The sequence below is a fragment of the Flavonifractor sp. An92 genome, from assembly GCF_002159175.1.
Classification (GTDB): domain Bacteria; phylum Bacillota; class Clostridia; order Oscillospirales; family Oscillospiraceae; genus Pseudoflavonifractor_A.
In genome coordinates this window covers 15,536-40,122 of sequence record NZ_NFGZ01000008.1, presented here as the reverse complement: position 1 = coordinate 40,122, position 24,587 = coordinate 15,536, and the positions used below count along the sequence as shown (strand labels likewise).

Sequence of the window (24,587 nt, the reverse complement as noted above, 5' to 3'; positions counted from 1 at the left end):
GCGACAACCGGGGAGACATCCCCACTGAGGAGAGAATGAATATGAAATGGAATAAGATCCTTGCTCTGAGCATGGCGGCCGCCCTGTCCCTGGGCCTGCTGGCCGGCTGCGGCGGCGGCACCGCCTCCCAGCCCTCCACCCAGCCCTCCGAGGCTCAGGAGAGCACCACCCCCGACGACAGCAACACCGAGGCTACCCTGACCACCGTGGAAGAGGGTAAGCTCATCATGAGCACCAATGCTCAGTTCCCGCCCTACGAGATGGTGGCCGATGACGGCTCCTTCGAGGGCATCGACGTGGAGGTGGCCCAGGCCATCGCCGACAAGCTGGGCCTGGAGCTGGAGATCGACGACATGGACTTTGACGCCGCCCTCCTGGCCGCCCAGAACGGCAAGAGCGACATGGTCATGGCCGGCGTCACCGTCAACGAGGAGCGCCTGCAGGTCATGGACTTCTCCGACAGCTACGCCAACGGCGTGCAGGTGGTCATCGTGACGGAGGACTCCGACATCGCCACCGTGGACGACCTGGCCAACGCCGACAAGATCGGCACCCAGCGCGGCACCACCGGCTACATCTACTGCTCCGACACCCCCGAGAACGGCGGCTACGGCGAGGACCACGTCACCGCTTATGACGACGGCGCCACCGCTGTGCAGGCTCTGCTCAACGGCCAGGTGGACGCGGTGGTCATCGACAACGCTCCCGCTCAGGAGTATGTGAAGGCCAACCCCGGTCTGAAGATCCTGGACACCGAGTTCGCCAATGAGGAGTACGCCATCGGCGTGGCCAAGGGCAACGAGTCCCTGCTGAACGCCATCAACGGCGCTCTGGCCGAGCTGGAGGCCGACGGCACCCTCCAGTCCATCATCGACAAGTACATCCCCGCCGAGTAAAAACTGTTGCCTCTAAGTGGGCGGCCCATGGCCGCCCGCTTTGGCGTCTTTTCCCACCTTACAGAAACATATTCAAGAGAGGAGAATGTCCGTGAACTGGGCACAGCTCTATGCTGACCTGAGCGCGCAGCTGGCCGACCGGGTGGATCTGCCCTGGTGGCAGGATCTGTTTGTCGGCGTCTACAAGGCCTTTGTGGACGGAGGCCGTTGGAAGCTCTACCTGTCCGGCGTGCTGACCACTCTGGAGGTCACGGTGCTGGCCCTGCTGATGGGCGTGGTGCTGGGCGTCCTGGTGGCCGTGGTGCGCACCGCCCACGATCAGCAGCGCCCCGGCCGCCGCAATTTCGTCCTGGGGATCCTGAATGCGGTGTGTAAGGTCTACACCACTGTCATCCGCGGCACCCCCATGATCGTGCAGATGCTCATTATGGGCAGCGTCATCTTCGCCAGCAGCCGTGACTTCACCGTCATCGGCACCATCGCCCTGGGTATCAACTCGGGCGCCTACGTGGCGGAGATCGTCCGCGGCGGCCTGATGAGTGTGGACGGCGGCCAGAACGAGGCCGGCCGCTCCCTGGGCCTCAACTATGTGGACACCATGCGCTTCATCATCATCCCTCAGGCCTTTAAGAACATCCTGCCCGCGCTGGGCAACGAGTTCATCACCCTGTTCAAGGACACCGCTCTCATCACCACCATCGGCGGCAAGGAGCTGCTCTACGCCGCTCAGGCGGTGGGCGCCAAGACCTACAGCGTCATGTTCCCCTATCTGGGCGTGGCCGCCATCTATCTGGTGCTGGTCATGATCTTCACCTGGCTCCAGGGTAAGCTGGAAAGGAGGCTGCGTCAAAGTGATCGACGTTAAGAACCTGAGCAAGTCCTTCGGGGACCATCTGGTGCTGGATAACATCTCCGAGCACATCCATCCCGGCGAGAAGGTCGTCGTGATCGGGCCCTCCGGCTCGGGTAAGTCCACCTTCCTGCGCTGCCTCAACCTGCTGGAGACCCCCACCGCGGGCACCATCACCTTTGACGGCCAGGAGGTCACCGACCCCAAGGCCAACATCGACAAGATCCGCCAGCAGATGGGCATGGTGTTCCAGCACTTCAACCTCTTCCCCAACATGACCATCCGGAAGAACATCACCCTGGCCCCTGTGCGCACCAAGCTGATGAGCCAGGCCGAGGCCGACGACACCGCCACCGCCCTCCTCAAGCGGGTGGGCCTGGAGGAGAAGGCTGACGCCTATCCCGCCCAGCTCTCCGGCGGCCAGAAGCAGCGTATCGCCATCGTCCGCGCCCTGGCCATGAAGCCCAAGCTGATGCTCTTCGACGAGCCCACGTCCGCCCTGGACCCTGAGATGGTGGGCGAGGTGCTGGAGGTCATGAAGCAGCTGGCCGACGAGGGCATGACCATGGTGGTGGTCACCCACGAGATGGGCTTTGCCCGGGAGGTGGGCAGCCGGGTCCTCTTCATGGACGGCGGCCACATCCTGGAGCAGAACGAGCCCCACGCCTTCTTCGCCAACCCCAAGGAGCCCCGCACCATCGAGTTCCTCTCCAAGGTGCTGTAAGAGATCAAAACGGCCCGCATCCTTTTGGATGCGGGCCGTTTTTTCAGGCCAGGGGCGTCAGGAAGCAGGGCGGGACCGTCTTGGTGAGCCACACGCCGTTTTCCGAGCGGTAAAAGACATAACCCTCCCGGGCCATGGCGGCGGCGTCCACCCGAAGTACCACCGGCTTTCCGCGGCGGGCGCCCACCGCGTGGGCGGTGTCAAAGTCGGCGGAGAGGTGGCAGTAGAGCCGGGTCATGGGCAGCAGCCCCTCCCGGAAGATGCGGTCCAGGAAGCGGGTGGCGGTGCCGTGATAGAGCACCTCCGGGGGAGTGAGCTCCTCCAGCTCCACATCCACCGGCACCGAGTGGCCCTGGTTGGCCCGGATGCGGCGGTGGTCCGCGTCAAAGGAGTAGCGCCCCTTGGAATCGGTGCGGACGATCTCCTCCAGATCCTCCTGGGAGAAGGAGGGGCAGCGCTCCCCCAGGGCGGCCAGAACGTCCTCCACCTTGGCCCAGCCGTGGTGGTCGATGTACTGCGTGCTGTGGCGCAGGAGATAGGAGAGCCGCCGGCTCAGGCGGGTCATCTGATTGGGCTGCATGGTCAACACCTCCAGAAAATGGTATAAAAATGCCGCTCTGTATTTACAGAGCGGCATTTTTCAACACAGGATTACTCCGCGGAGATCAGATAATAGTACACAGGCTGTCCGCCGGAGAGCAGGGTGATCTCGGCGTTGGGGCAGGCGGCCTGGAAGATGCCCAGTGCGGTCTGGGCGCTCTCCTCGTCCACATCCTCTCCGTAGAAGATGGTGATGAATTCGGCGCTCTGCTGAGCCTCGGCCCGGGCCAGGCGGTCCAGCAGGGCGGACAGATCCTGATCGGTGCCGAAGAGCTGGTGCTCCGCCAGGGCCAGGTAGTCGCCCTGCTTGATGGCAAAGCCGTCAAAGTCAGAGTCCCGGGCGGCGTAGGTGATCTCGCTGGTGGCCACGCGGCTGATGGCCTCGGTCATGGCGGCCACGTTGTCCTCCTCGGAGCCGTCCAGATCCAGCACCATCAGGGCGGAGATGCCCTGGGGCACGGTCTTGGTGGGGAGGACCACCACCTTTTTCCCCTCGGCCAGAGGGATGCACTGCTGGGCGGCCATGATGATGTTGCCGTTGTTGGGCAGGACGAACACCACCTCGGCGGGGGTGCGGTCGATCTCGGCCATGATGTCGGCGGTGGAGGGGTTCATGGTCTGGCCGCCGGAGATGATCCCGTCGGCGCCCAGGTCGCGGAACACATCGGCCAGACCGTCGCCGGCGCAGACAGCCACCACGCCGTACTTCTTCTCCGGCGCGGCGGGACCGGCGGGCTGGGGCGCGCTGTCGCAGGCGGCCTCCTCCATGTCCAGGTCGTCGGTGCTCTGGGGCTTCTTGCCGGCGGCCATGTCCTCATACTGAGTGCGCATGTTCTCGATCTTGGCCAGCTCCAGGGTGCCGTACTTCTGGGCCTCGGTGAGGGCGGCGCCGGGGATGTCGGTATGGACGTGGACCTTGAAGGCCTCGTCGTCCTCGCCGATGACCAGGCTGTCGCCGATGCTGTTCAGGTAGGTGCGGAAGGCCTCCAGCGGGCGGTTCACCGTCTTGCGCACGATGAACACGGTGTCGAAGGTGAAGGTGATCTCCTCGTCGCTGAGGGAGGCGAAGTTGGCCTTCTCCTGCACGCCCTCGTCGCCGTCCTCCGGCATGGGCAGGCCCCGTAGCTCATCCAGCATCCCCTGGAGGATGACCAGGAAGCCCTTGCCGCCGGCGTCCACCACACCGGCCTTCTTGAGGACCGGGTTCTGGTTCACGGTGTCGGCCAGGGCCACATGGCCCTCCTGGATGGCGGCCTCCAGCACGGCCTCAATGGCGGGATTCTCCCGGGCGGCGGCCGCGGCCTGGGCGGCGGCCAGGCGGGAGACGGTGAGGATGGTGCCCTCGGCGGGCTTCATGACCGCCTTGTAGGCGGCGGCCACGCCGTAGTCCAGGGCAATGGCCAGATCCCGGCCGTCGATCTCGTCCTTGTCCTTCACGGCCTTGGCAAAGCCGCGGAAGAGGAGGGAGAGGATGACCCCGGAGTTGCCCCGGGCCCCCCGCAGCAGGGCGGAGGCGTTGGTGTTGGCCGCCTCGCCCACGGAGGAGCTGGGCTTCTTGCGAAGCTCGGTGGCTGCGGTGGAAATGGTCATGCCCATATTGGTACCGGTATCGCCGTCGGGCACCGGGAATACGTTGAGTTCATTGATCTGCTGCTTCTGGCTGTTGATGGCAGCGGAGGCGTGGACGATCATCTTGGCAAAAAGCGCCCCGTCGATGCGTTCTCTCATGTCCCTGTTCCTTTCTGTCGGTGATGGGCCTTAGCCGATGACCATGGAGTCAATGCAGACGTCCACGCTCTTGACTTCCACGCCGGTGGTGCGGCTGACGATGTAGCGCACCTCGCTCATGATGGAGCGGCTGACGGCCATGAGGTTGACCCCGTTGTCCACGATGATGTGGAGCTGGATGGAGACGGTGTCATCGTCGTTGTAGATGACCTTGACGCCCTTGGACATGGATTCCCGGCGCAGCAGGTGGACCAGGCCGTCGGTCTTGGACCGGATGGCCATGCCCTTGACACCGTAACAATTGGTGGCCGCGGCGCCGGTGATATAGGTGAATACCTCGCTGCTGATGCGGATCTCACCCTTGTCGGTCTGCAGCTTCATAAAAGGACCCTTCCTTTCTGTCCTCAAAGTTGTGTGTTCCAGGCGCATATGCGCGTACTGATATTCATTTTAATATTATATTCTATTTGCGGGTAAACTACAAGGGAAAAACTTTCAGATAATGATTGTATTTTGGACGGAAACCGTGTAAACTAGAGGTATCATTTTGGTAAGGAGGCGACGGGATATGAAAATCGCCCGTTTCGTGCTGAAAATCGTGGCCCTTTCCCTGACGGTTGCCGCCGGCGTCTGCTGTATCATCGCTTACTGGGACAAGATCGCGGCCTTTTTCCACTGCGCGAAGGAGAAGCTCCCCGGTGGGGGCTGCTGCTGCCACTCGGAGTACGACGACTACGCCGACTGGGATGACTGAGGACGCGCCGCCGCCTGCTGACCGGCAGGCGGCGCGTTTTTGCGTTTTGCGGAAATGAGGAGATACCATGCACAACGAGCTGACGCGCAAGGACATACAGATGATGCGGGAGGAGCTGGACTACCGCCGCACCCAGCTGCGGCCCAAGCTCCTGGATGCGGTGAAGGAGGCCCGGGGCTTCGGCGACCTGAGCGAGAACTTTGAGTACAAGGCCGCCAAGCAGGAGAAGAACCGCAACGAGAGCCGCATCCGCTTTTTGGAGAATATGATCCGCACCGCCGTGGTCATCTCGGACCAGGGCGCGGCGGACGCGGTGAACCTCTACGACAAGGTGACCGTCTATGTGGAGGAGGACGACGAGGAGGAGACCTACCAGATCGTCACCACCATGCGGCAGGACGCCCTCCACGGCCTCATCAGCAAGGAGTCCCCGGTGGGCCGGGCCGTGCTGGGGAAGAAGGTGGGCGAGAAGGTCCACATCCAGGTCAGCGACGACTACGGCTATGACGTGGTCATCCGCGCCATCGAGAAGGCCGCCGACGACGGCTCCATCCCCCTCAACGCCTTTTGAGGACCAAAACAAAGCGGGCCGCCCCATTCGGGGCGGCCCGCTTCTGTTATTTTTCGGAAGGCTCCTCCTCGGGGAGCACCACCACCCGGATCTCCATGACCCGGCGGTGGTCCACCTTGGTGACGGTGACGTCCAGCCCGTCGGACTGGAAGTGATCCCCCTCCTCGGGGACCCGGCCCACCTGCTCCATGACCCAGCCGGACACCGTGTTGGCGTCGCAGTCGCCCTTGATGGCGAAGAGGTCGAAGAGGTCGGTGAGGTCGGCGTTGCAGGAGATGAGGTAGCTGCCGTCCTCCTGCTTCTGGAACTCCTCGATGACCTCGTCGTGTTCATCCCAGATCTCGCCCACCAGCTCCTCCACGATGTCCTCCAGGGTCACCAGACCCTCGGTGCCGCCGTACTCATCCACCACGATGACCATGTGGGCCTTCTCCTTCTGGAGCACCCGCAGCAGGTCGGAGATCTTGGTGTTGCCGGTGGTGTAGAGGACGCTGCCGGTGATGGCGGACACGTCGTCCAGGCCGTGGTAGCGGGCGGCGTGGAAGTCCTTCTCGTGGATGATGCCCACCACGTCGTCGATGTCCCCGTGGTACACCGGCAGGCGGGAGTAGCCGCTCTCGGCGAAGGTCTTGGAGATCTCCTCCATGGTGGCGGTGTCGGGCACGGCCACGATGTCCACCCGGGGGGTGAGGATCTCATCCACCTCCAGGTCGTTGAACTCGATGGCCGAGCGGATCAGCTCGCTCTCGTGCTGGTCCAGGCCGCCCTCGGTCTCGGCCTGGTCCACCATGGTGACCAGCTCTTCTTCGGTGATGCCGTCGCTGTCGGCGCTGTGGAACACCTTGGACAGGAGCTTCTTCCACACCGAGAAGATGAAGTTGGCCGGGGTGAGGATCACCATGAAAAAGCGCAGCAGGGGCGCGGAGAACATGGCGAAGGTCTCCGGAGACTCCTTGGCCAGACTCTTGGGGGAGATCTCGCCAAAGACCAGGATCACAATGGTCAGCACCACGGTGGACACGGCGGGGCCCTTCTCGGCGCCCAGCAGGTCCACGAAGAACAGGGTGGCCACGGTGGTGGCGGTGATGTTCACGATGTTGTTGCCGATGAGGATGGTGGAGAGCAGCTTGTCGTAGCTCTCGGCCAGCTCCAGCGTGCGGGCGGCCCGGCGGTCGCCGCTCTCGGCGCGGCTCTTCATTCGGATGCGGTTGAGGGATGTAAAGGCGGTCTCGGTGGCGGAGAAGTAGGCCGACATGGCCACCAGGATGATGATTGCCACGAGCATTCCAATACTGTCACTGCCCATAGGGGTCGGATCACTCCATTTTCTTCAAATTTCATTTGGTATTTGGGCGCGAAAGGGCAGCCCTAACCCCGCCGGGGGATAAGGCTGCCCACTGAATACGGAAGATTCACTTGACACAAGGGCGGTTCATCCACTTGGGATCACCAGGTCCTTTCCGATCAAAGCTGCGGCTTCGCGCCGGCTATACTGGGGAAAAGTATAGCATACTCCCTATCAAAAAGCAAGGGCCTCAGTTTAAGGAAAGGGCCAGGGCGGGATCGTGGTCAAAGGTCCGGGAGTGGTGAAGGCCCAGCTCCACCGTGTCCCAGCCCGCCGGATCGAGGGTGAAAGTCTCCACATAGGAGTCCTCCGGGAGGTCCACCCAGTTCCCGCTCCAGTCCCGGACCGGCCCGGCGGTGTGGACGCCATGGCGGTTGATGGTGTGCTCCTGCCCGTCGGGGGTGCGGTACTGCATGGAGGAGATCTGGGCGTAGACCTTGTGATTGGATTCCTCCTGCTCCGGCAGAGGGGCCACCAGGGAGACCTCCACCAGGTCCCCGGTGGGGAAGAGGTAGCACTTCACGCCCTCGGGCAGGGGGTCCAGCGCTTCGCCGGAGGTGAGGTCTAAGGTGACCCACGCGCCGCCGTGGTCCAGCCACTGGGTTTGGGCGATGTGGAGGGTGAGGTGCTCCGGCATCTGGTAGAAGGGGGTCTCGCACCAGTAGGTGGTGCCCAGGGCGGAGAGGCCGCCGGAGGGGGCCTGGTCATAGCGGCGGCCGTCCTGGTCCTCCAGCCAGAATTTCAGGTCGGAGAGGGACGCCGTGTTCTCCTCGCTCTCCTCCACCACCAGCCGGGCGTGGCTGGGGTAGCACTCCAGGCGGACGAAGTGGAGGGACTGGCCGTCTACCTCCACCCAGCGGTCCAGCTCCAGCACCCGGCGCTGGTTGAGAGCGGCGGTGTTCAGCGGGATAGAAAAGACGAAGCTGTCCGGGAGGTCCACCGGGTTTTCCGGCATGGGCTCCAGCTCCAGGGTGATGCGCTCGGGGTAGGGGAAGGGGGTGCCGTCGGGGGTGACCGCCGAGCCCAGGTCCACCAGACTGCCGTCGGGATTCGCCGCGTGGCCGGTGGTCACCAGGGGGAGCTTTTCACCATTCTCATCCAGAAGGTTGGGGTGGAGGTGGATGAGCTCGTCCTCCATGTCCTCTTTTTCCGCCTCCATGCGGACCAGGAAGTGGAGCTGACCCTGGTCCAGGACCAGGTATTCCAGGGTGATTGTGATGCCGCTCTGTGTTTGAGACTCGCCAATATACTGAAAGTAGTCATGTTCTACCGCTTCCTTCAGGCCCTCGGACAGGGCCACTGCCCGCATCAGCTCCCGCAGGGCGGGAACCGTGGAGCAGGCCGAGGCGAAGGACATGGAGCAGTTCACCAGCACCACGAAGGCGGCGAAGAGCCCTACGAAACCTGCCGCCGGGATGCCCAGCACCCGGCGCAGGGTGCGGCGGCGGCGCCGGGCTTTGGCCCGCTGCACGGTGTATTCCAGCCGGGCCGGGGTGGGCTCCAGCTCGTGGAGCAGAGCCTCATATTCCTGCATACGGTCCATGGTCACACCTCCTCAGAGTCGGAAAGCTCCAGACGGAGCAGGGCAAGGGCCTTGCGCTGCCGGGTGGAGACGGTGCCCGGGGGCAGGTCCAGAGCCCGGGCGGTCTCGGCCAGGGTGTACCCGGCGAAAAAGCGCAGGACGATCACGGCGCGCAGCGGGGGCGGCAGGGCCTCCACCGCGCAGCGCAGGGGAAGGGAGTCGAAGGCCTCCTGGGCCGTCTCCGGTAAAACCTCCACGGGGTGCTCCTTCTTGCGGCGGCGCAGCTCGTCGTTGCAGACGTTGATGAGGATGCGGGTCATCCAGGTGTCGAAAAAGTCCGGCTCCCGCAGCTTTTTACAGCCGGTGAGCCCCCGGTACACGGCCTCGTCCACCGCGTCCAGGGCCGCCGCCTCGCCGCCCAGGTAGAGCAGCGCTGTGCGGTAGAGCCTGGCTTTCAAGGGCTCCAGGCGGGCCACAAAGTCGGATTCGGTCATGGTGTCGTTCCCCTCCTTTCACCCATTAGACGGACGGGGCGGGTCCTTTCATTTCCAGAAGAGAAAAAAAGATGTTCAGCTGCGCCCCGCTGTGGTAGAATACAAGGACGAACCAGAACAGGAGGTACTCGTGAACGAATTGACGCAACTGCCCATCCCGCTGCTGGAGTGGTTCCGGGACAACGCCCGGGTGCTGCCCTGGCGCAGCGACCCCACGCCCTACCATGTGTGGCTGTCGGAGATCATGCTCCAGCAGACCCGGGTGGCGGCGGTGATGGACTATTATACCCGCTTCCTGGCCGAGCTCCCCACCGTGGCCGATCTGGCCGCCGTGGAGGAGGACAAGCTGATGAAGCTCTGGCAGGGTCTGGGCTACTACAACCGGGCCCGCAACCTGCAAAAGGCCGCCCGGCAGATCATGGACGAATTTCAGGGGGAATTCCCCGCCGACTATACCGCCCTCCGCTCCCTGGCCGGGGTGGGAGACTACACCGCCGGGGCGGTGGCCTCCATCGCCTTCCAGATCCCGGTGCCGGCGGTGGACGGGAACGTGCTGCGGGTGGTGACCCGCATCACCGGGGACACCGGGGACATCACGAAGCCCCAGACCAAGGAGCGCATCCGCGCCGCTCTCCAGGACGTGATGCCGGTGGACTTCCCGGGCGATTTCAACCAGGCCCTCATGGAACTGGGGGCCACGGTGTGCCTCCCCAACGGCGCGCCCCTGTGCGAGAAGTGCCCGGCGGCCTCCTTCTGCATCGCCTATCAGGAGGGGCGAACCGGGGAAATTCCAGTGAAAGCCCCCAAAAAGCCGCGGCGTGTGGAAAAGCGCACCGTGTTCCTCATTTTCCGGGGAGAAAAGGTGGCCCTCCGCCGCCGGGGGAAGCGGGGGCTGCTGGCCGGGCTGTGGGAGTATCCCAACGAGGTGGAGGGGGACCTCTCCACTCTGGAGAGCTGGGGCATCCGGCCTGAGACCACCGGCCACGGCGGCACCGGCAAGCATATTTTCAGCCACATCGAATGGCACATGACCGCCCTCACCGTGGAGACGGCCTTGGAAACCCTGCCCGAGGGCTGGGTGTGGGCCGGAGCCGAGGAGCTGGAACAGGACTACGCCGTGCCCAACGCCTTCCAGGCTTTTGCCGGAACGGTGGCGGAGCGGCTGGGACAGAAGGAGTATCCATGGATTTGACCAAGCTGGTACAGGACCAGAAGCACTATTTTTCCACCGGAGCCACCCGGAATGTGGACAATCGCAAGAGAGCCCTGCGCACCCTGCTGGATGGGCTGGAGCGGCACGAGAACGCTCTGCTCGCCGCTCTGGAGGCCGACCTGGGCAAGGGACATTTCGAGGGCTACATGACCGAGGTGGGCATGGTCCGGGCGGAGATCCGCCACGCCCTGAAGCACGTGGCCAAGTGGAGCCGCCCCCGGAAGGTGCGGGGCCCCATCACCCAGTTCCCCTCCCGGGGCGAGATTCTGCGGGAGCCCTACGGCACCGCCCTCATCATCGCGCCGTGGAATTACCCGGTGCAGCTCAATCTGGTGCCCCTCATCTCGGCGCTGGCTGCCGGGTGTACCGCGGTGGTGAAGCCCTCGGCCTACGCGCCCGCCACGTCCCACGCTCTGGCCGAGCTGCTGGGCGACTGCTTTCCGCCGGAGTATGTGGCGGTGGTGGAGGGCGGCCGGGCGGAGAACACCGCGCTGCTGGAGGAGCCCTTTGACCGCATTTTCTTCACCGGCAGCCCCGCCGTGGGCCGCACTGTTATGGCCGCGGCAGCCAGGCACCTGACCCCGGTCACGTTGGAGCTGGGGGGCAAGTCCCCGGTCATTCTCACCGAGGACGCGGACCTCTCCCTGGCGGCCCGCCGCCTGGTGTGGGGAAAATTCCTCAATGCCGGGCAGACCTGCGTGGCCCCCGACCATGTGTGGTTGCCGAACAAGCTGCGGGACCCCTTCGTGGAGGCGGTGCGGGGAGAGATTGCCCGGCAGTACGGCCCGGACCCCCTCCACAGCCCGGATCTGGGCTGCATCATCAACGAGAAGCATTTCCGGCGGCTCTTAAAGCTCCTGCCCTCCGGGCGCACCGCCTGCGGCGGGACCTGGGAGGAAGAAACCCGCAAGATCGCCCCCACCGTGCTGGTGGACGTGACCGAGGAGGACCCTGTCATGGGGGAGGAGATCTTCGGGCCCATCCTGCCGGTGCTCACCTATGACGATCTGGACGAGCTGCTGGCCCATCTGGCACAAAAACCCCACCCGCTGGCGCTGTATGTCTTTACCCGCAGCTCCGAGCGGGCTCAGCGGGTGCTCACCGCCTTCCCCTTCGGCGGCGGGTGTGTCAACGACGCGGTGGTCCACCTGACCTGCTCCGGCCTGCCCTTCGGCGGCGTGGGGGAGAGCGGCATGGGCCGCTGCCACGGGCAGTACGGCTTCGAGACCTTTACCCACGAGAAGGGTATTTTGTGGCGGGGGAACCTGGAAATGTCCCTGCGCTATCCGCCCCACAAGGGCAAAACGATGGAAACATTGAAAAAATTCATGTAGAGAAAGAGAGGGCCTTGGGATGGCAAAGCTGTATTTTCGCTATGGCGTGATGGGCTCCAGCAAGACGGCCAACGCCCTGATGGTGCGTTACAACTACGAGGAGCGGGGACAGGAGGCCTTATTGGTGAAGCCTGAGCTGGACCAGCGGGACGGGGCCCGGTTCGTGGCCTCCCGGGCGGGGCTGAGCCACCCGTGCATCTACTTCACCGACTTGATGGCCATGAGCCGGGAGGAGCTGTCCACCTACGCCTGCATCATTGTGGACGAGGCTCAGTTCCTCACCCGGGAGGAGGTGCGCTACCTCACCGACCTGGTGGACGAGTGGAACATCCCCGTCATCTGCTACGGCCTGCGCACCGACTTCAAGGGGGATTTGTTCCCCGGCTCCCAGGAGCTGCTCTCCTGCGCCGACATCATCGAGGAGGTCAAGACCATCTGCTGGTGCGGCAAGAAGGCCACCTGCAACGCCCGCTTCGACGAGAACGGGAAGGTCCTCAAGGAGGGAGAGCAGGTGGTGCTGGGGGCCAATGACCGGTACATCGGCCTGTGCCGCAAGCACTGGAAAGAGGGCAATTTGGGGCCGAAGTAACTCCCCAAGGGTGATTTTGACACACCGGAACGGGTGCGTCAAGGAGGCGGTATCGGTCCGCATCACGCCGGAAGATTTGGAAGGAAGAAAAACATGATTTGTGATCTGTGTCCCCGCCGGTGCCACGCTCTGCGCACCCCCCAGCGGGGGGAGGGCCGCTGCCAGATGCCCGAGACACCGGTGGTGGCCCGGGCCGCCCTCCACATGTGGGAGGAGCCACCCCTCTCCGGTACCCGGGGAGCGGGCACGGTGTTCTTCTCGGGCTGTTCCCTGGGCTGTGTTTTTTGCCAGAATGAGTCCATCAGCCACGAGAATTTCGGCAGGCCCATCACCGTGGAGCGCCTGCGGGAAATTTTTCATGAGCTCATCGGTCAGGGTGCCCACAACATCGACCTAGTGAACCCCACCCACTTCGCCCATGTGGTGCGTGCGGCGCTGGCCGAGCCCCTCCCCGTACCGGTGGTGTGGAACTCCGGCGGGTACGACCGTGTGGAGACCCTCCTGGCCATGGAGGGGAAGGTGGACATCTACCTGCCCGATTTGAAGTACACCCGCAGCGAGACGGCGGCGCGGTACTCCGACGCCCCCGACTATCCGGAGGTGGCCAAAGCCGCCATTTTGGAGATGTTCCGCCAGACTGGGCCCTGCGTATACGATGAGGAAGGCCTTTTGAAGAAAGGGGTCATCATCCGGCACCTGATTTTGCCCGGGCGGCTCAGCGAGGCCAAGGAGGTCATGGACTGGGTGGCGGAGACCTTCCCCAAGGGGGCGGTGCTGTTTTCCCTCATGAGCCAGTATACCCCCTGGGGCCGGGCGGGGGAGTTTTCCGAGATCAACCGCACCCTCCGCGCCTCCGAGCGGCGGAACGCCCAGGCGTACATGGCCGCGCTGGAGCTGGACGGGTTTGCCCAGGACAGTGAGTCGGTGGGGAGCGGGTTTATCCCGGCCTTTGATCTCACCGGAGTTTAATATTCGAAAAAATAAGAGCCGTTGCGGAAGAAAGTCTTCTGCAACGGTTCTTGTTGTTCCCGGGGCCGGGAGGTGTGTCCTCGCCGGACGGGCGTCCTGCGCGGACAGCGCCCGGTTTCTTTTCTCGAAAAGAAACCGGGGAAAGAAAAGAAGGAGAGGGGAACTTCTCGTTCCCCTCTCCACTCCCCTCCAAAAGGGCGGCCTTTTTGGGGGCCGCCCCATATTGGCAGGGTACAACGCTTTCCGGATAGGCAGAAAGTCCGGAATTGGCCACGCCGCACTTTGGAAATACTGCCGCAGCAGAATGAAAGCCGGGATGCGTTTTGGGGGAGTCCAGAGGGGGGTATCCCCCCTCTGGGCTTTCTTTCCCACCGCTTTCTTTGCAAAGAAAGCGGTGCCCTGTCCGGGCAGGACGCCCGCGCGGCGAGCGCATCCCCTCCGGACTTCCCGGAGATTAAAAAGTTTATTCCTCGTACAGGGTGACGTACAGATCCTCCAGCGCCGGGGCCTCCTGAATGAGTCCCTCGCTGAGGAGCCAGTCTACATTCTCCTGCCAGCATGCCTCACTCTGGGAGAGGAAATAGGCGTCCTCCGTCTCCATCATGGGCAGGAGGGTTTCCATGCTCTTCTGCTCCACGGTCTGGGAGAGGGGGAAGTTCTCCTCGTTCTGGTTGTCCAGCAGGATCTGGAGCACCCCGTCCGGGTCGGCCTGCATGTCGTCAAAGCCCTTGGCGCAGGCCCGCAGGAAGCCTTCCAGCACCTCCGGCTCATTGGCGATCATCTCATCGCTGGCCAGGAACACGCCCTCGTAGTAAGTGGGCACGCCGTAGTCGTCCAGGTCGAAGTAGTTGACCTCAAAACCCTCCTCCTCCATCTGGGGGACCTCGTGGTTGACGAGACAGCCAATGGTGGCGTCCACATTGCCCGTGGTCATGGAGCTCATCAGGTCAAAGCCCACATCGATGAGGGTGACGTCGGAGCTGTCCGCCCCCACGTTGGCCATGATGGAGTGGACCAGGGCTTCCGACAGCTCGGTGCCCGCGTAGCCCACCGTCTTGCCCACCAGGTCGCTGGGGGAGGTGATGTTCTTCTCCTTCAGGGAGAGGATGATGTTCAGCGGGCCCTGGACCACCGCGCCGATGGACTTGATGGGCACGTCCTGATTGGCCCGGGCGATGATCACGTCCTGCTGGTAATAGAGGCCGATCTCCGCCTTTCCGGCGGCCACCAGGGACATGGCGTCGTTGGCGTTAGAGGGGAACTGGATGTTGACCTTCAGGCCCTCCTCCTCAAAATAGCCCTTCTCGATGGCGTCGTACAGGAAGGCGTGGAGGGCGTTGGGGTACCAGTCCAGCACCACGCTGATCTCCCGCAAATTTTCGCCGTCCCCGGCGGCGGGGGAGGCGGAGGGATTGGACGTGCTGCCGGAGCAGCCGGAGAGGAGCAGCGCCCCGGTGAGGGCGAGAGCCGCGATTCGTTTCATAGCGTAAAATTCCTTTCTCAGATCAGGATTCACCCCGCCAGCGGACAAAGCGCCGCTCCAGCAGGGCCACCACGCCCACGGCGGCCATAGCCACAACCGAGAGCAGCACGATGGGGGCGAATACCCCCGCGCCGTCCAGCTGGGTCATCATGCGGCGGGAGAAGTAGCCCAGACCGCTCTGGGCCCCCAGCCACTCACCGATGGCCGCGCCGATGACGCTCATGGGGATAGCCATTTTCAGGGCGGAGAAGAAGTAGGGCAGGGCGCAGGGGACTTTGATTTTGAGGAAAATAGCCCGCCGGGTGGCCCCGTAGGTGGTCAGCAGTTCCACCATCTCGGTCTTGGCCGAGCGCAGGCCGTCGTACACCGTGATGGTGATGGGGAAAAAGGTGATGAGCACCGTCACCAGCACCTTGCTCCAGATGCCGTAGCCGAACCACAGCACGAAGAGGGGGGCGATGGCGGTGGTGGGGATGGTCTGGGAGACCACCACCAGGGGATAGAGCATCCGGCGGACCAGGTCGCTCAGGTCCATGGCTACCGCCAGCCCCAGCCCCAGCACCAGAGAGATCACCAGGCCGATGGCGGTGACTGTCATGGTAGCGGGGAGGTGCACCGTGAAGAGGGGCCCCCGCAGCTCCCAGAGTTTTTGCAGAATTTGCGTGGGAGAGGGGAGAATGTAGGCCGCGTCCATGCCGTTGGCTCCCGCCTGCCACAGGATGAGCAGGGCGAAGAGGAACACCAGAGCGGGGAGATTGGCCTTGCAGGCTTGTTTCATGCCTCCACCTGCTTTCTCAGGAGGGTGATGAGCCGCTCTTTCAGCTCCACCATGGCCGGGTCCTTCAGGCAGGACCGGTCCCGGGGCACCGGTGCGGGCACCGGTACGTCGGAGAGAACGTGGATGGGGGTGGACTCCACCACCAGCACGCTCTGGGAGAGGAAGAGGGCCTCCTCCACATCGTGGGTAATAAAGAGGATGGTCTTTTTGTGCTTCTGCCATTGGTCGAGGAGCCACTCCTGCATGGAGAGGCGGGTCAAGAAGTCCAGGGCGGAGAAGGGCTCGTCCAGCAGCAGCAGGTCGCTGCCGGTGAGCATGGTGCGGGCAAAGGCCGCCCGCTGCCGCATGCCGCCGGAGAGCTCGTGGGGCATCTTGTCCCCGCAGCCCGCGAGGCCCACGTCTTCCAGGGCTGCCAGGGCCGCCTCCCGGCGCTGAGCCTTGGAGAGGCCGCCCTTCACCTCCAGGGGGAGGGCCACATTTTCCCACACGGGACGCCAGGGGAAGAGCAGATCCTTCTGGGGCATGTAGCCGCAGTAGCCCTTCCGGCCCTCCACCGGCTGGCCGCCCACCTGGATGATCCCTCGCTTGGGCTTCAAGAGGCCGTTGGTCATGCGGAAGATGGTGCTCTTGCCGCAGCCGCTCACCCCCACGATGCAGTGGAAAGAGCCAGGGGCCACCCGGAAGGAGAGGTCGTCCACGATGTCGAAGTCCTCCACCGGGTACTGGTAGGACACCCCCTCAAATTCCAGCGCGCTTACCGTTCCAGTGTCCATGCCATCTCCCAAAAGCCCAGTTCGTAGCGGCTGCAATTCACGAAAATTTCCTCCAGGCGGGCGTACTGCTCCTCGGTGCAGCCCGCCGCCAGCTCGTCCATCAGAGCCACCAGGGCGTCGTTGGTCTTGTGGTACTCCTCGCCGGCGTAGCCCTGGACCCACTCGCCGTAGAAGGGGTGGTCCAGCGCGCCGGGCACCTTGGCCAGCGACCCGCCGATCTCGGCATAGCTCCAGGAGCAGGCCAGGATGGCGGCGATGATCTCCGCCGGGCCCCCGGCGGCGGCCACCGCCAGCATGTAGTGGGTGTAGGAGGTGTTGGAGAGGGCGGGCTTCACCTGGAGCACCTGCTCCTCGGTGATGCCCAGCCGGGCCATGTAGGAGCGGTGGATCTTCATCTCGCCCCCCAGAATGGCGTCCACATTGGCGGAGAAGGTGCGCATGAGCCCGGCGTCCCGGGCCTTGATGACGCCCCAGGCGAACACCCGGGCGTAGTCGAAGAGATAGAGATAGTCCTGGAGCAGGAACCACTGGAATTTTTCTTTGTCCAGAGTGCCGTCCCCGATGCCCCTCACAAAGGGGTGCTCGTGGCACTGCTGCCACACGGGGCGGGCGGCCTCATAGAGGCGCTGAGTGACCGTCATAGGGCGTTCCTCCAATCGGTGATGGTCTCGTCGGCCAGAGCGGCCAGCTCCGGCCAGCCGGCGGCGTAGGTGGGCTCGGCCACCGCCACGGTATAGAAGCCGGCTGCTTTGGCGGTGCGGGCGGCGTAGGGGGCGTCCTCAAAGACGGCGATCTCCGCCGGCTGAGCCCCCAGGCGGCGGGCCGCCTCCAGGTAGATGTCGGGGCTGGTCTTGCCCACCCCGATGGTCTCACAGCTCAGGAGGAACTCGAAGAGGTCATCCACCCCCAGCCGGGTGAGACAGGTGTGGGACAGGGGCTCGGCAGTGGCGGTGGCGATGCAAAGCCGGACGCCCCGGGCCTTTAAGGCTTCCAGATACTCCTTCATACCTGGCTTCAGCGGCACGTCCGAGCGGTAGTGGTCCTCCATGACGGCCTCCATCTCGGCCACAATGCGCTCCGGCGGGCCGGGGATGTGGAAGAGGTCCATGAAGTAGGCGGCGGCCTCCAGCATGGTCATGGGGCCGATGGGAGCCAGCTGTTCCGCCGTGGGGGTGATGCCCAGAGCGTTCAGGTAATCCTTGCCCAAGGCGCTCCAAAAGGGCATGGAGTCCACCAGGGTGCCGTCCATGTCGAAAATACAGAAGCGCTTATCCATGGGAGGCCACCAGTTCCTCCGCCAGGCCACGCAGGTGGGCGGTGGCCGCGCCGGGGTCTTTCTGGGCGAAGATGGCGGACACCACCGCCACGCCGTCCACGCCGCTGCCCTGGAGCTGGAGGAGATTTTCGGCGCTGATGCCGCCGATGGCCACCACCGGGATGGTCACCGCCTCGCAGATGGCCCGCAGGGCCTCCACGGTGAGGCTCTTGGCGTCCTTCTTGGTGGTGGTGCCGAACACGGCGCCCACGCCGATGTAGTCGGCCCCGGCTTTCTCGGCGGCCACGGCGGTCTCCACCGTGTTGGCCGAGATGCCCAGGATCTTGTCCGGGCCGATGAGAGCGCGGACGTCCTTCCCCACGATGTCGCTCTGGCCCACATGGACGCCGTCGGCGTCGCACTCCAGCGCCACCTCGATGGAGTCGTTGACCACGAAGGGGACGTGGTAACGGGCGGCCTGCTCCTTCAGCACTTCGGCCTCGGCCAGAAAGGCGTCGTGGTCCATGCCCTTCTCCCGGACCTGGAGGAAGGTGGCCCCGTTTTTCAGGACTTCCTCGGTGACTTCGGGGAGGGTGCGGCCGCCCAGCCAGGCGCGGTCGGTGACGGCGTAGAGCAGCATGGCGCTGCGGATCTCATCCCTGGTAAATTTCATAGTGTACTCCTTGTGACAATTCTTCTTCGGTGAGGTTGAACATGGCGTCGATGAGGTCGGTGCGGAAGGTGGCGTTGCCGGTGCCCTTCTGAAGGCGGAGGGCCTCCGCACGTTCCCCGGCCAGGTCCATGGCGGCCACGGCGGCCGCGGCGGCGGGGAGGGGGCGCTCCGGATTGGCCCCGCAGAAGGCACCGAGCAGAGCGGTGAGCATACAGCCGCTGCCGGTGATGCGGCTCATGGTGGCGCAGCCGTTGCGCAGGAGGACGGTTTCCGTTCCGTCGGTGAGGATGTCCACCGCGCCGGAGAGGGCCACCACCGCGCCGGTTTTGTTTGCCAGCGTGCGGCAGAGTTCCACCGCGGCGGGGAGGGTGTCCTCGGTGACGGCGTCCCCGGCGGCCACGTCCACGCCGCTGCCCCCGGCCTCATGGAGGGCCAGGGCGCGGATCTCCGAGGCGTTGCCCCGGATGACGGTGAAGCGGACCTCCTTCAAGAGGGAGGCGCAGGCCTCCCGCCGCAGGGTGGTGACCCCGGCGGCCACCGGGTCCAGAATGACCGGGATACCCAGCTCGTTGGCCTTCTTCCCGGACAGGAGCATGGCCTCCACATCGCCGATGGCGCCCAGGTTGCACACCAGGGCGCGCACCCCGGCCACCGTCTCCTCCACCTCCCGGAGGTCGTGGGCCATGGTGGGGGAGCCGCCCACGGCCAGGAGGATGTTGGCGCAGTCGTTGACGGTGACGAAATTGGTGATGCACTGCACCAGCGGGGGCCCCTCCCGCACGGCGCGGAGGCAGGAGGCGAAATCAGCTCGTTCCATGGCTACCTCAGCGCTTGAGCTGGTCCAGCATCCGGTCCAGAGCCCCGGAGCGCTTGAGCAGCAGGATCACCGCGCAGCCCATCAGGCCGCCCACGGCAGAGGAGGGCAGATAGGCGGGGATGTAGAAGAAGGGGGACTGGGCGTCCAGGCCGTAGAACTGCTTCATGAGGGGATAGGCCACCATGGCGCTGATGAAGCCGGTGCCCACCACTTCGCCCAGATAGCCCAGCCAAAGCTTCTTGGTCTTCTGGTACAGAAGGCCGGACAGGAACGCGCCGAAGATGGCGCCCACCACCGCCTGGATGGTGCGGCCGGTGAGCATCCGCAGCAGGCCGGTGAGCAGAGCGGCGGCAAAGCCGTACCAGGGCCCCAGGAACACCGCGCCGATGATGTTGCAGAAGTGCTGGAAGGGGGCCATGGAGGGGAAGTAGACGAAGGTGGACAGCACGAAGCCCAGTCCGGCCAGCATGGCGGTGAGCACCATCTTGCGCACCGAGATGCTGTTGGCCCGGGTCATGGCGGGGGTATGGGTGACCGATTTCATGATATACGCTCCTCTCTCTTACCGAAACATCAGGAATTCTGGTACTTGCCCGTCTTGTCGTCGATGGTCCAGACGCCGTCGGGCTTGTAGCTGATCTTCACATAGCTCATCACGCTGGGGGCGCCCGCGTTGGTGCAGATGCGGCAGCACTCCTTCACGATGTCCAGGAGTTCGTCCAGATCGCCCTCCAGCGTGGTCTCAAAGGGGCCCACCACATAGTGCAGGCCGGTGGAGGCGAGGTAAGCGATGACCTCGTCCACGATGCGCCGGGTCTCCTCCTGCTCCAACACCTTGGGCAGGACCTGAATGGCAACACTTGCGTTCATTGAATATTTCCTCCTTCCGGAATGGCGTAGTTGTGCTTGAGGGGGCCGCTGCCCTGCCCCAGGTCCAGCTGGGCCTCCATGGCGGCGGTGATGTAGACCTTGGCCTTCCGCACGGCCTCGGGGAGCTCATTCCCCAGGGCCAGGAAGGAGGCGATGGCGGAGGAGAGGGTGCAGCCCGAGCCGTGGTTGTTGGGGTTGTCCACCCGGGGGGCGCGGAGCCAGTGGGCCTCGCCCTTCCACCAGAGGAGGTCGTCGGCGGTGTCGGTGCGGTGGCCGCCCTTGATGAGCACGCCCCCGGACATGGTGGCGCCGATGCTCTGGGCCGCCCGGAGCATGTCGGCGTCGTTCTCGATGGCAAAGCCGCACAGCCGCTGGGCCTCGGGGATATTGGGTGTGATGACGGCGGCCAGGGGGAAGAGCTCCTCCATGAGGGCGGTGAGGGCGCTGTCCTGCATGAGACTGGAGCCGCTGGTGGCCACCATCACCGGGTCCACCACGATGTTTTCGGCCTTGTACTCCCGCAGCTTGGCGGCGATGGCACGGATGATGGGGGCGGAGGACACCATGCCGATCTTCACTGCGTCGGGGCGGATGTCCTCAAAGACGCAGTCCAGCTGCTCGGCCACAAACTCGGGCGTGGCCTCCAGCACATCCCGCACGCCGGTGGTGTTCTGGGCGGTGAGAGCGGTGATGGCGCTCATGCCGAACACGCCCAGGCAGGTCATGGTTTTTAAATCCGCCTGGATTCCGGCGCCGCCGCTGGAGTCGCTGCCGGCGATGGTCAATACTCGTTTCATAATCCTTCATCCTTTCCGCGTGGGGAGCAAAAAAGGCGGGATGTCCCAACTGGGACATCCCGCCTGAATACGGCAAAACAGGACCCGTCCGTCCGGACCGGTCGCTTCTGCGGCGGTGCATCCCTACGTTGGCATTACCCAAATCAGGTCAGGTCGAGGGGCAAAACCCTCCTCTCAGCCTTCTCAGCGAAAGCTCCCTTGCACTTGCGTTTTATGATAGGCCGTTTTGGGCCGTTTGTCAATTCCCAAAGAAAAAGAGAATGTGTGCTCGCCGCGCGGGCGTCCTGCGCGGACAGCGCCCGATTTCTTTTCGCAGAAAAGAAACCGGGGAAAGAAAAGAAGGAGAGGGGAACTTCTCGTTCCCCTCTCCACTCCCCTCCAAAAGGGCGGCCTTTTCGGGGGCCGCCCCGAGCAGCAGGGTACAACGCTTTCCGGATAGGCAGAAAGCTTGGAATTGGCCACGCAAGGCCGAGGAAATACCACCGCAGCGGAATGAAAGCCGGGATGCGTTTTGGGGGAGTCCAGAGGGGGGTATCCCCCCTCTGGGCTTTCTTTCCCACCGCTTTCTTTGCAAAGAAAGCGGTGCCCCCGCCGGGCAGGCGGCCCGTCCGGCGAGGACACCACGATGCGCGCTGGGTGCGCTTTTAAGACAAAGGTTCTGCCCGCAGATTGGGGCTGTGGCCGGTGATGCCGTAGAAGGCATACTCCTCCGGTGCCAGGTCGGAATCGGCGAGAATGTTCCGCACCTGCTCCAGGGCGGGAGGGTCGAAGCGCACCGAGATGCCGCAGCCCTTGGAGATCTCCCGCAGCACCGGCATGATCTGGAAGGGGACCTCCCCCTTCAGATACCGCTGGGCCTGGATGGCGCCGTTGGTGGAGGCAAAGGTGATGACGCAGTAATCCATAAAATTAAACCGTGATGACCTTGGCGGCCTCCTGCATCTTGGAGACGATGTCGTACATGTTGCTCACGGTGCCCACGGCCAGCTTGTCGGTGATGCCATAGAAGTTGAGGCAGGTGCCGCAGACGTGGATCTCCACGCCCTTGTCGGCCAGGACCTTCAGGTGCTCCTCCACCTGCTCGTCCCCGGCGGGCAGCTTCACGCCGGCATTCATAAAGAGGATGGAGGCGGGCAGGTCATCGGACTGGGCCAGGGTGTAGAAGAACATCCGCATCAGGTTGGTGCCCAGCTCCCGGTCGCCGGAGCCGATGATGTCCCGGCCCACGAACACGGCATAGCCGGCGCCGCAGGGAGCGGCGGCCACAGGGGCCTGGGGCACGGGGGCCTCCCCGTTGCGGGAGAAGGCCAGAGAGTAGACGCCGTCGGCCTCGCTGACGGAGACGTCGAAGCCCTGGTTGCCGGCCAGGCGCTGGAGGTTGCCCACGGCGGTGGTGTTGTCCACCAGAACGGTGAAGGCATTCTCACCGGCGGTAATGGCTTCCTTGGCCATGAGGACGGGCTTGGGACAGGCCTGACCCTTGGCATCGATGATACGAGACATAGTCATGCGCTCCTTTATCTGAACATATTTGTCCATAAAATGAGGGGGGAACACCCCCGACGATTTCTGACTTTGATTATAGAATTTGCGACTTTGCCTGTCAACGCGGGAAAGCGGCAAAAGAGGGCCATGTGCGGGGCAAAACTCCCTGTTTTTGTCCTAATTCCATGCAAAATGCGGAGGGAATCCGAAAATCCGGGTGGATGGGATACTTTATTGTAGTATTCAATATTGACGATACACTTTATAGAAAAACGCCGCATCGGAGCAGGGAGGCGTGAAAACTATTTCCGTCCGTACGAAATTCCTTGACACCGGGGCGCTCTGGCTCTAAAATAGACTCGGTGTAATATTTTGAAAAGCGAGAGGGGAAGTTTTTCAAATTTTTGTGCAGAAGGACCGAAAGGAACCTCTGCCGGACATCGTATTTTGGCTAAAATTGTAGAAATGGAGGTGTGTTCAAACCTTGATGCAGACAGTCATTGCCTGCGTGATCACAGCCGTGGTCATGCTTGCCATAGGTTTCCCCGCCGGTATCCAGTGGCGGAAGAAGGTGGCGGAGAAGGAGATCTCCAGCGCCGAGGAGGAAGCCAAGCGGATCATCAACGAGGCCATCAAGGGCGCCGAGTCCAAGAAGCGTGAGGCGCTGGTGGAGGCCAAGGAGGAGATCCTGCAGGCCCGCAACGAGTACGAGCGGGAAGTCAAGGAGCGCCGTGCCGACCTGCAGAAGCAGGAGCGCCGGCTCCAGCAGAAGGAAGAGAACCTGGACCGCAAGACGGAAAACATTGAGAAGAAGGAAGAGACCCTTCAGAACAAGCTGGGCGAGCTGGAAGCCGCCCGGGAGGAAGTCGCCACCGTCAAGAAGACCCAGATGGAGGTGCTGGAGCGCCTGTCCGGCTTCACCGCCGAAGAGGCCAAGGCCTACCTCATCAACCAGATCGAGGCCGACGTCACCCACGAGGCCGCCATGAAGGTCAAGGAGATCGAGACCCGTTACAAGGAGGAGGCCGACACCAAGGCCCGTGAGATCCTGTCCCTGGCCATCCAGCGCTGCGCTGCCGACCACGTCGCGGAAGCCACCGTGTCCGTGGTCCCCCTGCCCAATGACGAAATGAAGGGCCGCATCATCGGCCGTGAGGGCCGCAACATCCGCACGCTGGAGACGCTCACCGGAGTGGATCTCATCATCGACGACACCCCCGAGGCCATTACGGTCTCCTGCTTCGACCCCGTGCGCCGGGAGATCGCCCGCATCGCCCTGGAGAAGCTCATCCAGGACGGCCGCATCCACCCCGCCCGCATCGAGGAGATGGTGGAGAAGGCCAAGCGGGAAGTGGACGCCACCATCAAGGCCGAGGGCGAGCGCGCCGTGTTCGAGACCAATGTCCACGGCCTGCACCCCGAGCTCATCAAGCTCCTGGGCCGCATGAAGTACCGCACCAGCTACGGCCAGAACGTGCTGAACCACTCCATCGAGGTGGCTCACCTGTCCGGCCTGCTGGCCGCCGAGATCGGCGCCAACATCGCCGAGGCCAAGCGCGCCGGCCTGCTGCATGACCTGGGCAAGTCCATCGACCACGAGGTGGAGGGCTCCCACGTCCAGATCGGCGTGGAGCTGGCCCGGAAGTACCGGGAGAACGAGAACGTGGTCCACGCCATCGAGGCCCACCACAACGACGTGGAGCCCCGGACCATCATCGCCTGCCTGGTCCAGGCCGCCGACGCCATCTCCGCCGCCCGCCCCGGGGCCCGGAGAGAGAACCTGGAGAACTACATCAAGCGCCTGGAGAAGCTGGAGGAGGTCACCTCTTCCTTCCCCGGCGTGGAGAAATCCTTCGCCATCCAGGCCGGCCGCGAGGTCCGCATCATGGTCAAGCCCGAGCAGGTCAGCGAGGACGAGATGGTCCTGCTGGCCCGGGACATCGCCAAGAAGATCGAGGACGAGCTGGAATATCCCGGCCAGATCAAGGTCAACATGATCCGGGAGACCAAAGTCGTGGCCTACGCCAAGTAAAGACACGGCGAAACGAAAATCTGTTGCATCGACGG

The 24,587-nt window shown here is 63.9% G+C and carries 28 protein-coding genes and 1 riboswitch; of the genes, 10 read left to right on the top strand and 18 right to left on the bottom strand.

Features of this window, described 5'->3' with window-relative positions:
* The first annotated feature begins 41 nt into the window (after positions 1-41).
* The 3 genes from B5G43_RS07425 (at position 42) to B5G43_RS07415 (ending at position 2,470) form a co-directional block, all read left to right on the top strand.
* Positions 42-896 (top strand): ABC transporter substrate-binding protein, encoded by an 855-nt coding sequence (locus B5G43_RS07425; protein ID WP_087259848.1) that lies wholly within the window; start codon positions 42-44, stop codon positions 894-896.
* Between the two features lie 148 nt (positions 897-1,044).
* Positions 1,045-1,761 carry an amino acid ABC transporter permease gene (locus B5G43_RS07420; protein ID WP_343214407.1) on the top strand — a complete coding sequence of 239 codons (717 nt, stop codon included), beginning with the start codon at positions 1,045-1,047 and terminating at the stop codon, positions 1,759-1,761.
* The gene (locus B5G43_RS07415) at positions 1,748-2,470 is read left to right on the top strand and encodes an amino acid ABC transporter ATP-binding protein (RefSeq protein ID WP_087259845.1); all 723 of its coding nucleotides are present in this window, start codon (positions 1,748-1,750) and stop codon (positions 2,468-2,470) included. The genes B5G43_RS07420 and B5G43_RS07415 overlap by 14 nt, the downstream gene beginning before the upstream one ends.
* A gap of 43 nt (positions 2,471-2,513) precedes the next feature.
* Here B5G43_RS07415 and B5G43_RS07410 read toward each other — a convergent pair whose 3' ends face one another.
* From B5G43_RS07410 to B5G43_RS07400, 3 genes are all read right to left on the bottom strand, one after another.
* Positions 2,514-3,050: an RNA 2'-phosphotransferase gene (locus B5G43_RS07410; RefSeq protein ID WP_087259843.1), complete on the bottom strand. Its 537-nt coding sequence runs from the start codon at positions 3,048-3,050 to the stop codon at positions 2,514-2,516.
* Between the two features lie 71 nt (positions 3,051-3,121).
* Positions 3,122-4,798, bottom strand: coding sequence for a DAK2 domain-containing protein (locus B5G43_RS07405; protein WP_087259842.1), 1,677 nt, complete (start codon positions 4,796-4,798; stop codon positions 3,122-3,124).
* Between the two features lie 30 nt (positions 4,799-4,828).
* A complete protein-coding gene (locus tag B5G43_RS07400) occupies positions 4,829-5,179 on the bottom strand; it encodes an Asp23/Gls24 family envelope stress response protein (RefSeq protein ID WP_087259840.1) in 351 nt (116 codons plus the stop codon).
* A 187-nt stretch (positions 5,180-5,366) separates the two neighbouring features.
* On the opposite strand from B5G43_RS07400, the gene B5G43_RS07395 reads away from it, so the two are divergent.
* Together B5G43_RS07395 and B5G43_RS07390 are read left to right on the top strand one after the other, a co-directional pair.
* The gene (locus B5G43_RS07395; protein WP_087259838.1) at positions 5,367-5,552 is read left to right on the top strand and encodes a hypothetical protein; all 186 of its coding nucleotides are present in this window, start codon (positions 5,367-5,369) and stop codon (positions 5,550-5,552) included.
* Positions 5,553-5,619: 67 nt separating this feature from the next.
* Positions 5,620-6,123 carry a GreA/GreB family elongation factor gene (locus tag B5G43_RS07390; RefSeq protein WP_087259836.1) on the top strand — a complete coding sequence of 168 codons (504 nt, stop codon included), beginning with the start codon at positions 5,620-5,622 and terminating at the stop codon, positions 6,121-6,123.
* 46 nt (positions 6,124-6,169) lie between these two features.
* Here B5G43_RS07390 and B5G43_RS07385 read toward each other — a convergent pair whose 3' ends face one another.
* From B5G43_RS07385 to B5G43_RS07375, 3 genes are all read right to left on the bottom strand, one after another.
* Positions 6,170-7,429 carry a hemolysin family protein gene (locus B5G43_RS07385; protein ID WP_087259834.1) on the bottom strand — a complete coding sequence of 420 codons (1,260 nt, stop codon included), beginning with the start codon at positions 7,427-7,429 and terminating at the stop codon, positions 6,170-6,172.
* A 229-nt stretch (positions 7,430-7,658) separates the two neighbouring features.
* A complete protein-coding gene (locus B5G43_RS07380; protein ID WP_087259832.1) occupies positions 7,659-9,011 on the bottom strand; it encodes a DUF4179 domain-containing protein in 1,353 nt (450 codons plus the stop codon).
* 2 nt (positions 9,012-9,013) lie between these two features.
* Positions 9,014-9,484 carry a sigma-70 family RNA polymerase sigma factor gene (locus tag B5G43_RS07375; RefSeq protein WP_087259831.1) on the bottom strand — a complete coding sequence of 157 codons (471 nt, stop codon included), beginning with the start codon at positions 9,482-9,484 and terminating at the stop codon, positions 9,014-9,016.
* A 130-nt stretch (positions 9,485-9,614) separates the two neighbouring features.
* On the opposite strand from B5G43_RS07375, the gene mutY reads away from it, so the two are divergent.
* The 4 genes from mutY (at position 9,615) to B5G43_RS07355 (ending at position 13,589) form a co-directional block, all read left to right on the top strand.
* Complete coding sequence (mutY, locus tag B5G43_RS07370) at positions 9,615-10,676, top strand: A/G-specific adenine glycosylase (protein WP_087259830.1); 1,062 nt, start codon at positions 9,615-9,617, stop codon at positions 10,674-10,676.
* Positions 10,667-12,031, top strand: a complete 1,365-nt coding sequence (locus B5G43_RS07365; RefSeq protein WP_087259829.1) for an aldehyde dehydrogenase — start codon at positions 10,667-10,669, stop codon at positions 12,029-12,031. Before mutY ends, B5G43_RS07365 begins: the two co-directional genes overlap by 10 nt.
* Positions 12,032-12,050: 19 nt before the next feature.
* Complete coding sequence (locus tag B5G43_RS07360) at positions 12,051-12,620, top strand: thymidine kinase (protein WP_087259828.1); 570 nt, start codon at positions 12,051-12,053, stop codon at positions 12,618-12,620.
* 93 nt (positions 12,621-12,713) lie between these two features.
* Positions 12,714-13,589, top strand: coding sequence for a 4Fe-4S cluster-binding domain-containing protein (locus B5G43_RS07355; RefSeq protein WP_087259827.1), 876 nt, complete (start codon positions 12,714-12,716; stop codon positions 13,587-13,589).
* Between the two features lie 463 nt (positions 13,590-14,052).
* Here the strand turns inward: B5G43_RS07355 and B5G43_RS07350 are convergent, their stop codons facing one another.
* The 12 genes from B5G43_RS07350 to yedF form a co-directional block, all read right to left on the bottom strand.
* Complete coding sequence (locus tag B5G43_RS07350; protein ID WP_087259826.1) at positions 14,053-15,072, bottom strand: ABC transporter substrate-binding protein; 1,020 nt, start codon at positions 15,070-15,072, stop codon at positions 14,053-14,055.
* A gap of 22 nt (positions 15,073-15,094) precedes the next feature.
* Entirely contained in the window at positions 15,095-15,850 is a 756-nt protein-coding gene (locus B5G43_RS07345; protein ID WP_087259825.1) for an ABC transporter permease, read from the bottom strand.
* Entirely contained in the window at positions 15,847-16,623 is a 777-nt protein-coding gene (locus tag B5G43_RS07340; RefSeq protein ID WP_087259824.1) for an ABC transporter ATP-binding protein, read from the bottom strand. Before B5G43_RS07340 ends, B5G43_RS07345 begins: the two co-directional genes overlap by 4 nt.
* Complete coding sequence (tenA, locus tag B5G43_RS07335; RefSeq protein ID WP_087259823.1) at positions 16,605-17,264, bottom strand: thiaminase II; 660 nt, start codon at positions 17,262-17,264, stop codon at positions 16,605-16,607. Before tenA ends, B5G43_RS07340 begins: the two co-directional genes overlap by 19 nt.
* Positions 17,261-17,899: an HAD family phosphatase gene (locus tag B5G43_RS07330; protein WP_087259822.1), complete on the bottom strand. Its 639-nt coding sequence runs from the start codon at positions 17,897-17,899 to the stop codon at positions 17,261-17,263. The genes tenA and B5G43_RS07330 overlap by 4 nt, the downstream gene beginning before the upstream one ends.
* Positions 17,892-18,551: a thiamine phosphate synthase gene (thiE, locus tag B5G43_RS07325; RefSeq protein ID WP_087259821.1), complete on the bottom strand. Its 660-nt coding sequence runs from the start codon at positions 18,549-18,551 to the stop codon at positions 17,892-17,894. Before thiE ends, B5G43_RS07330 begins: the two co-directional genes overlap by 8 nt.
* Positions 18,532-19,368, bottom strand: a complete 837-nt coding sequence (thiM, locus tag B5G43_RS07320; protein ID WP_087259820.1) for a hydroxyethylthiazole kinase — start codon at positions 19,366-19,368, stop codon at positions 18,532-18,534. Before thiM ends, thiE begins: the two co-directional genes overlap by 20 nt.
* A 7-nt stretch (positions 19,369-19,375) precedes the next feature.
* A complete protein-coding gene (gene thiW / locus B5G43_RS07315) occupies positions 19,376-19,912 on the bottom strand; it encodes an energy coupling factor transporter S component ThiW (RefSeq protein WP_087259819.1) in 537 nt (178 codons plus the stop codon).
* 29 nt (positions 19,913-19,941) lie between these two features.
* The gene (locus tag B5G43_RS07310) at positions 19,942-20,238 is read right to left on the bottom strand and encodes a thiamine-binding protein (RefSeq protein WP_087259818.1); all 297 of its coding nucleotides are present in this window, start codon (positions 20,236-20,238) and stop codon (positions 19,942-19,944) included.
* A complete protein-coding gene (thiD, locus tag B5G43_RS07305) occupies positions 20,235-21,035 on the bottom strand; it encodes a bifunctional hydroxymethylpyrimidine kinase/phosphomethylpyrimidine kinase (protein ID WP_087259817.1) in 801 nt (266 codons plus the stop codon). The genes B5G43_RS07310 and thiD overlap by 4 nt, the downstream gene beginning before the upstream one ends.
* 102 nt (positions 21,036-21,137) lie before the next feature.
* A riboswitch (TPP riboswitch) is annotated at positions 21,138-21,245 on the bottom strand.
* A gap of 434 nt (positions 21,246-21,679) precedes the next feature.
* A complete protein-coding gene (locus B5G43_RS07300; RefSeq protein WP_087259816.1) occupies positions 21,680-21,940 on the bottom strand; it encodes a DUF3343 domain-containing protein in 261 nt (86 codons plus the stop codon).
* Positions 21,941-21,944: 4 nt separating this feature from the next.
* Entirely contained in the window at positions 21,945-22,538 is a 594-nt protein-coding gene (gene yedF / locus B5G43_RS07295; RefSeq protein ID WP_087259815.1) for a sulfurtransferase-like selenium metabolism protein YedF, read from the bottom strand.
* Positions 22,539-23,007: 469 nt separating this feature from the next.
* On the opposite strand from yedF, the gene rny reads away from it, so the two are divergent.
* Positions 23,008-24,552: a ribonuclease Y gene (gene rny / locus B5G43_RS07290; RefSeq protein ID WP_087259814.1), complete on the top strand. Its 1,545-nt coding sequence runs from the start codon at positions 23,008-23,010 to the stop codon at positions 24,550-24,552.
* Positions 24,553-24,587: the final 35 nt, after the last annotated feature.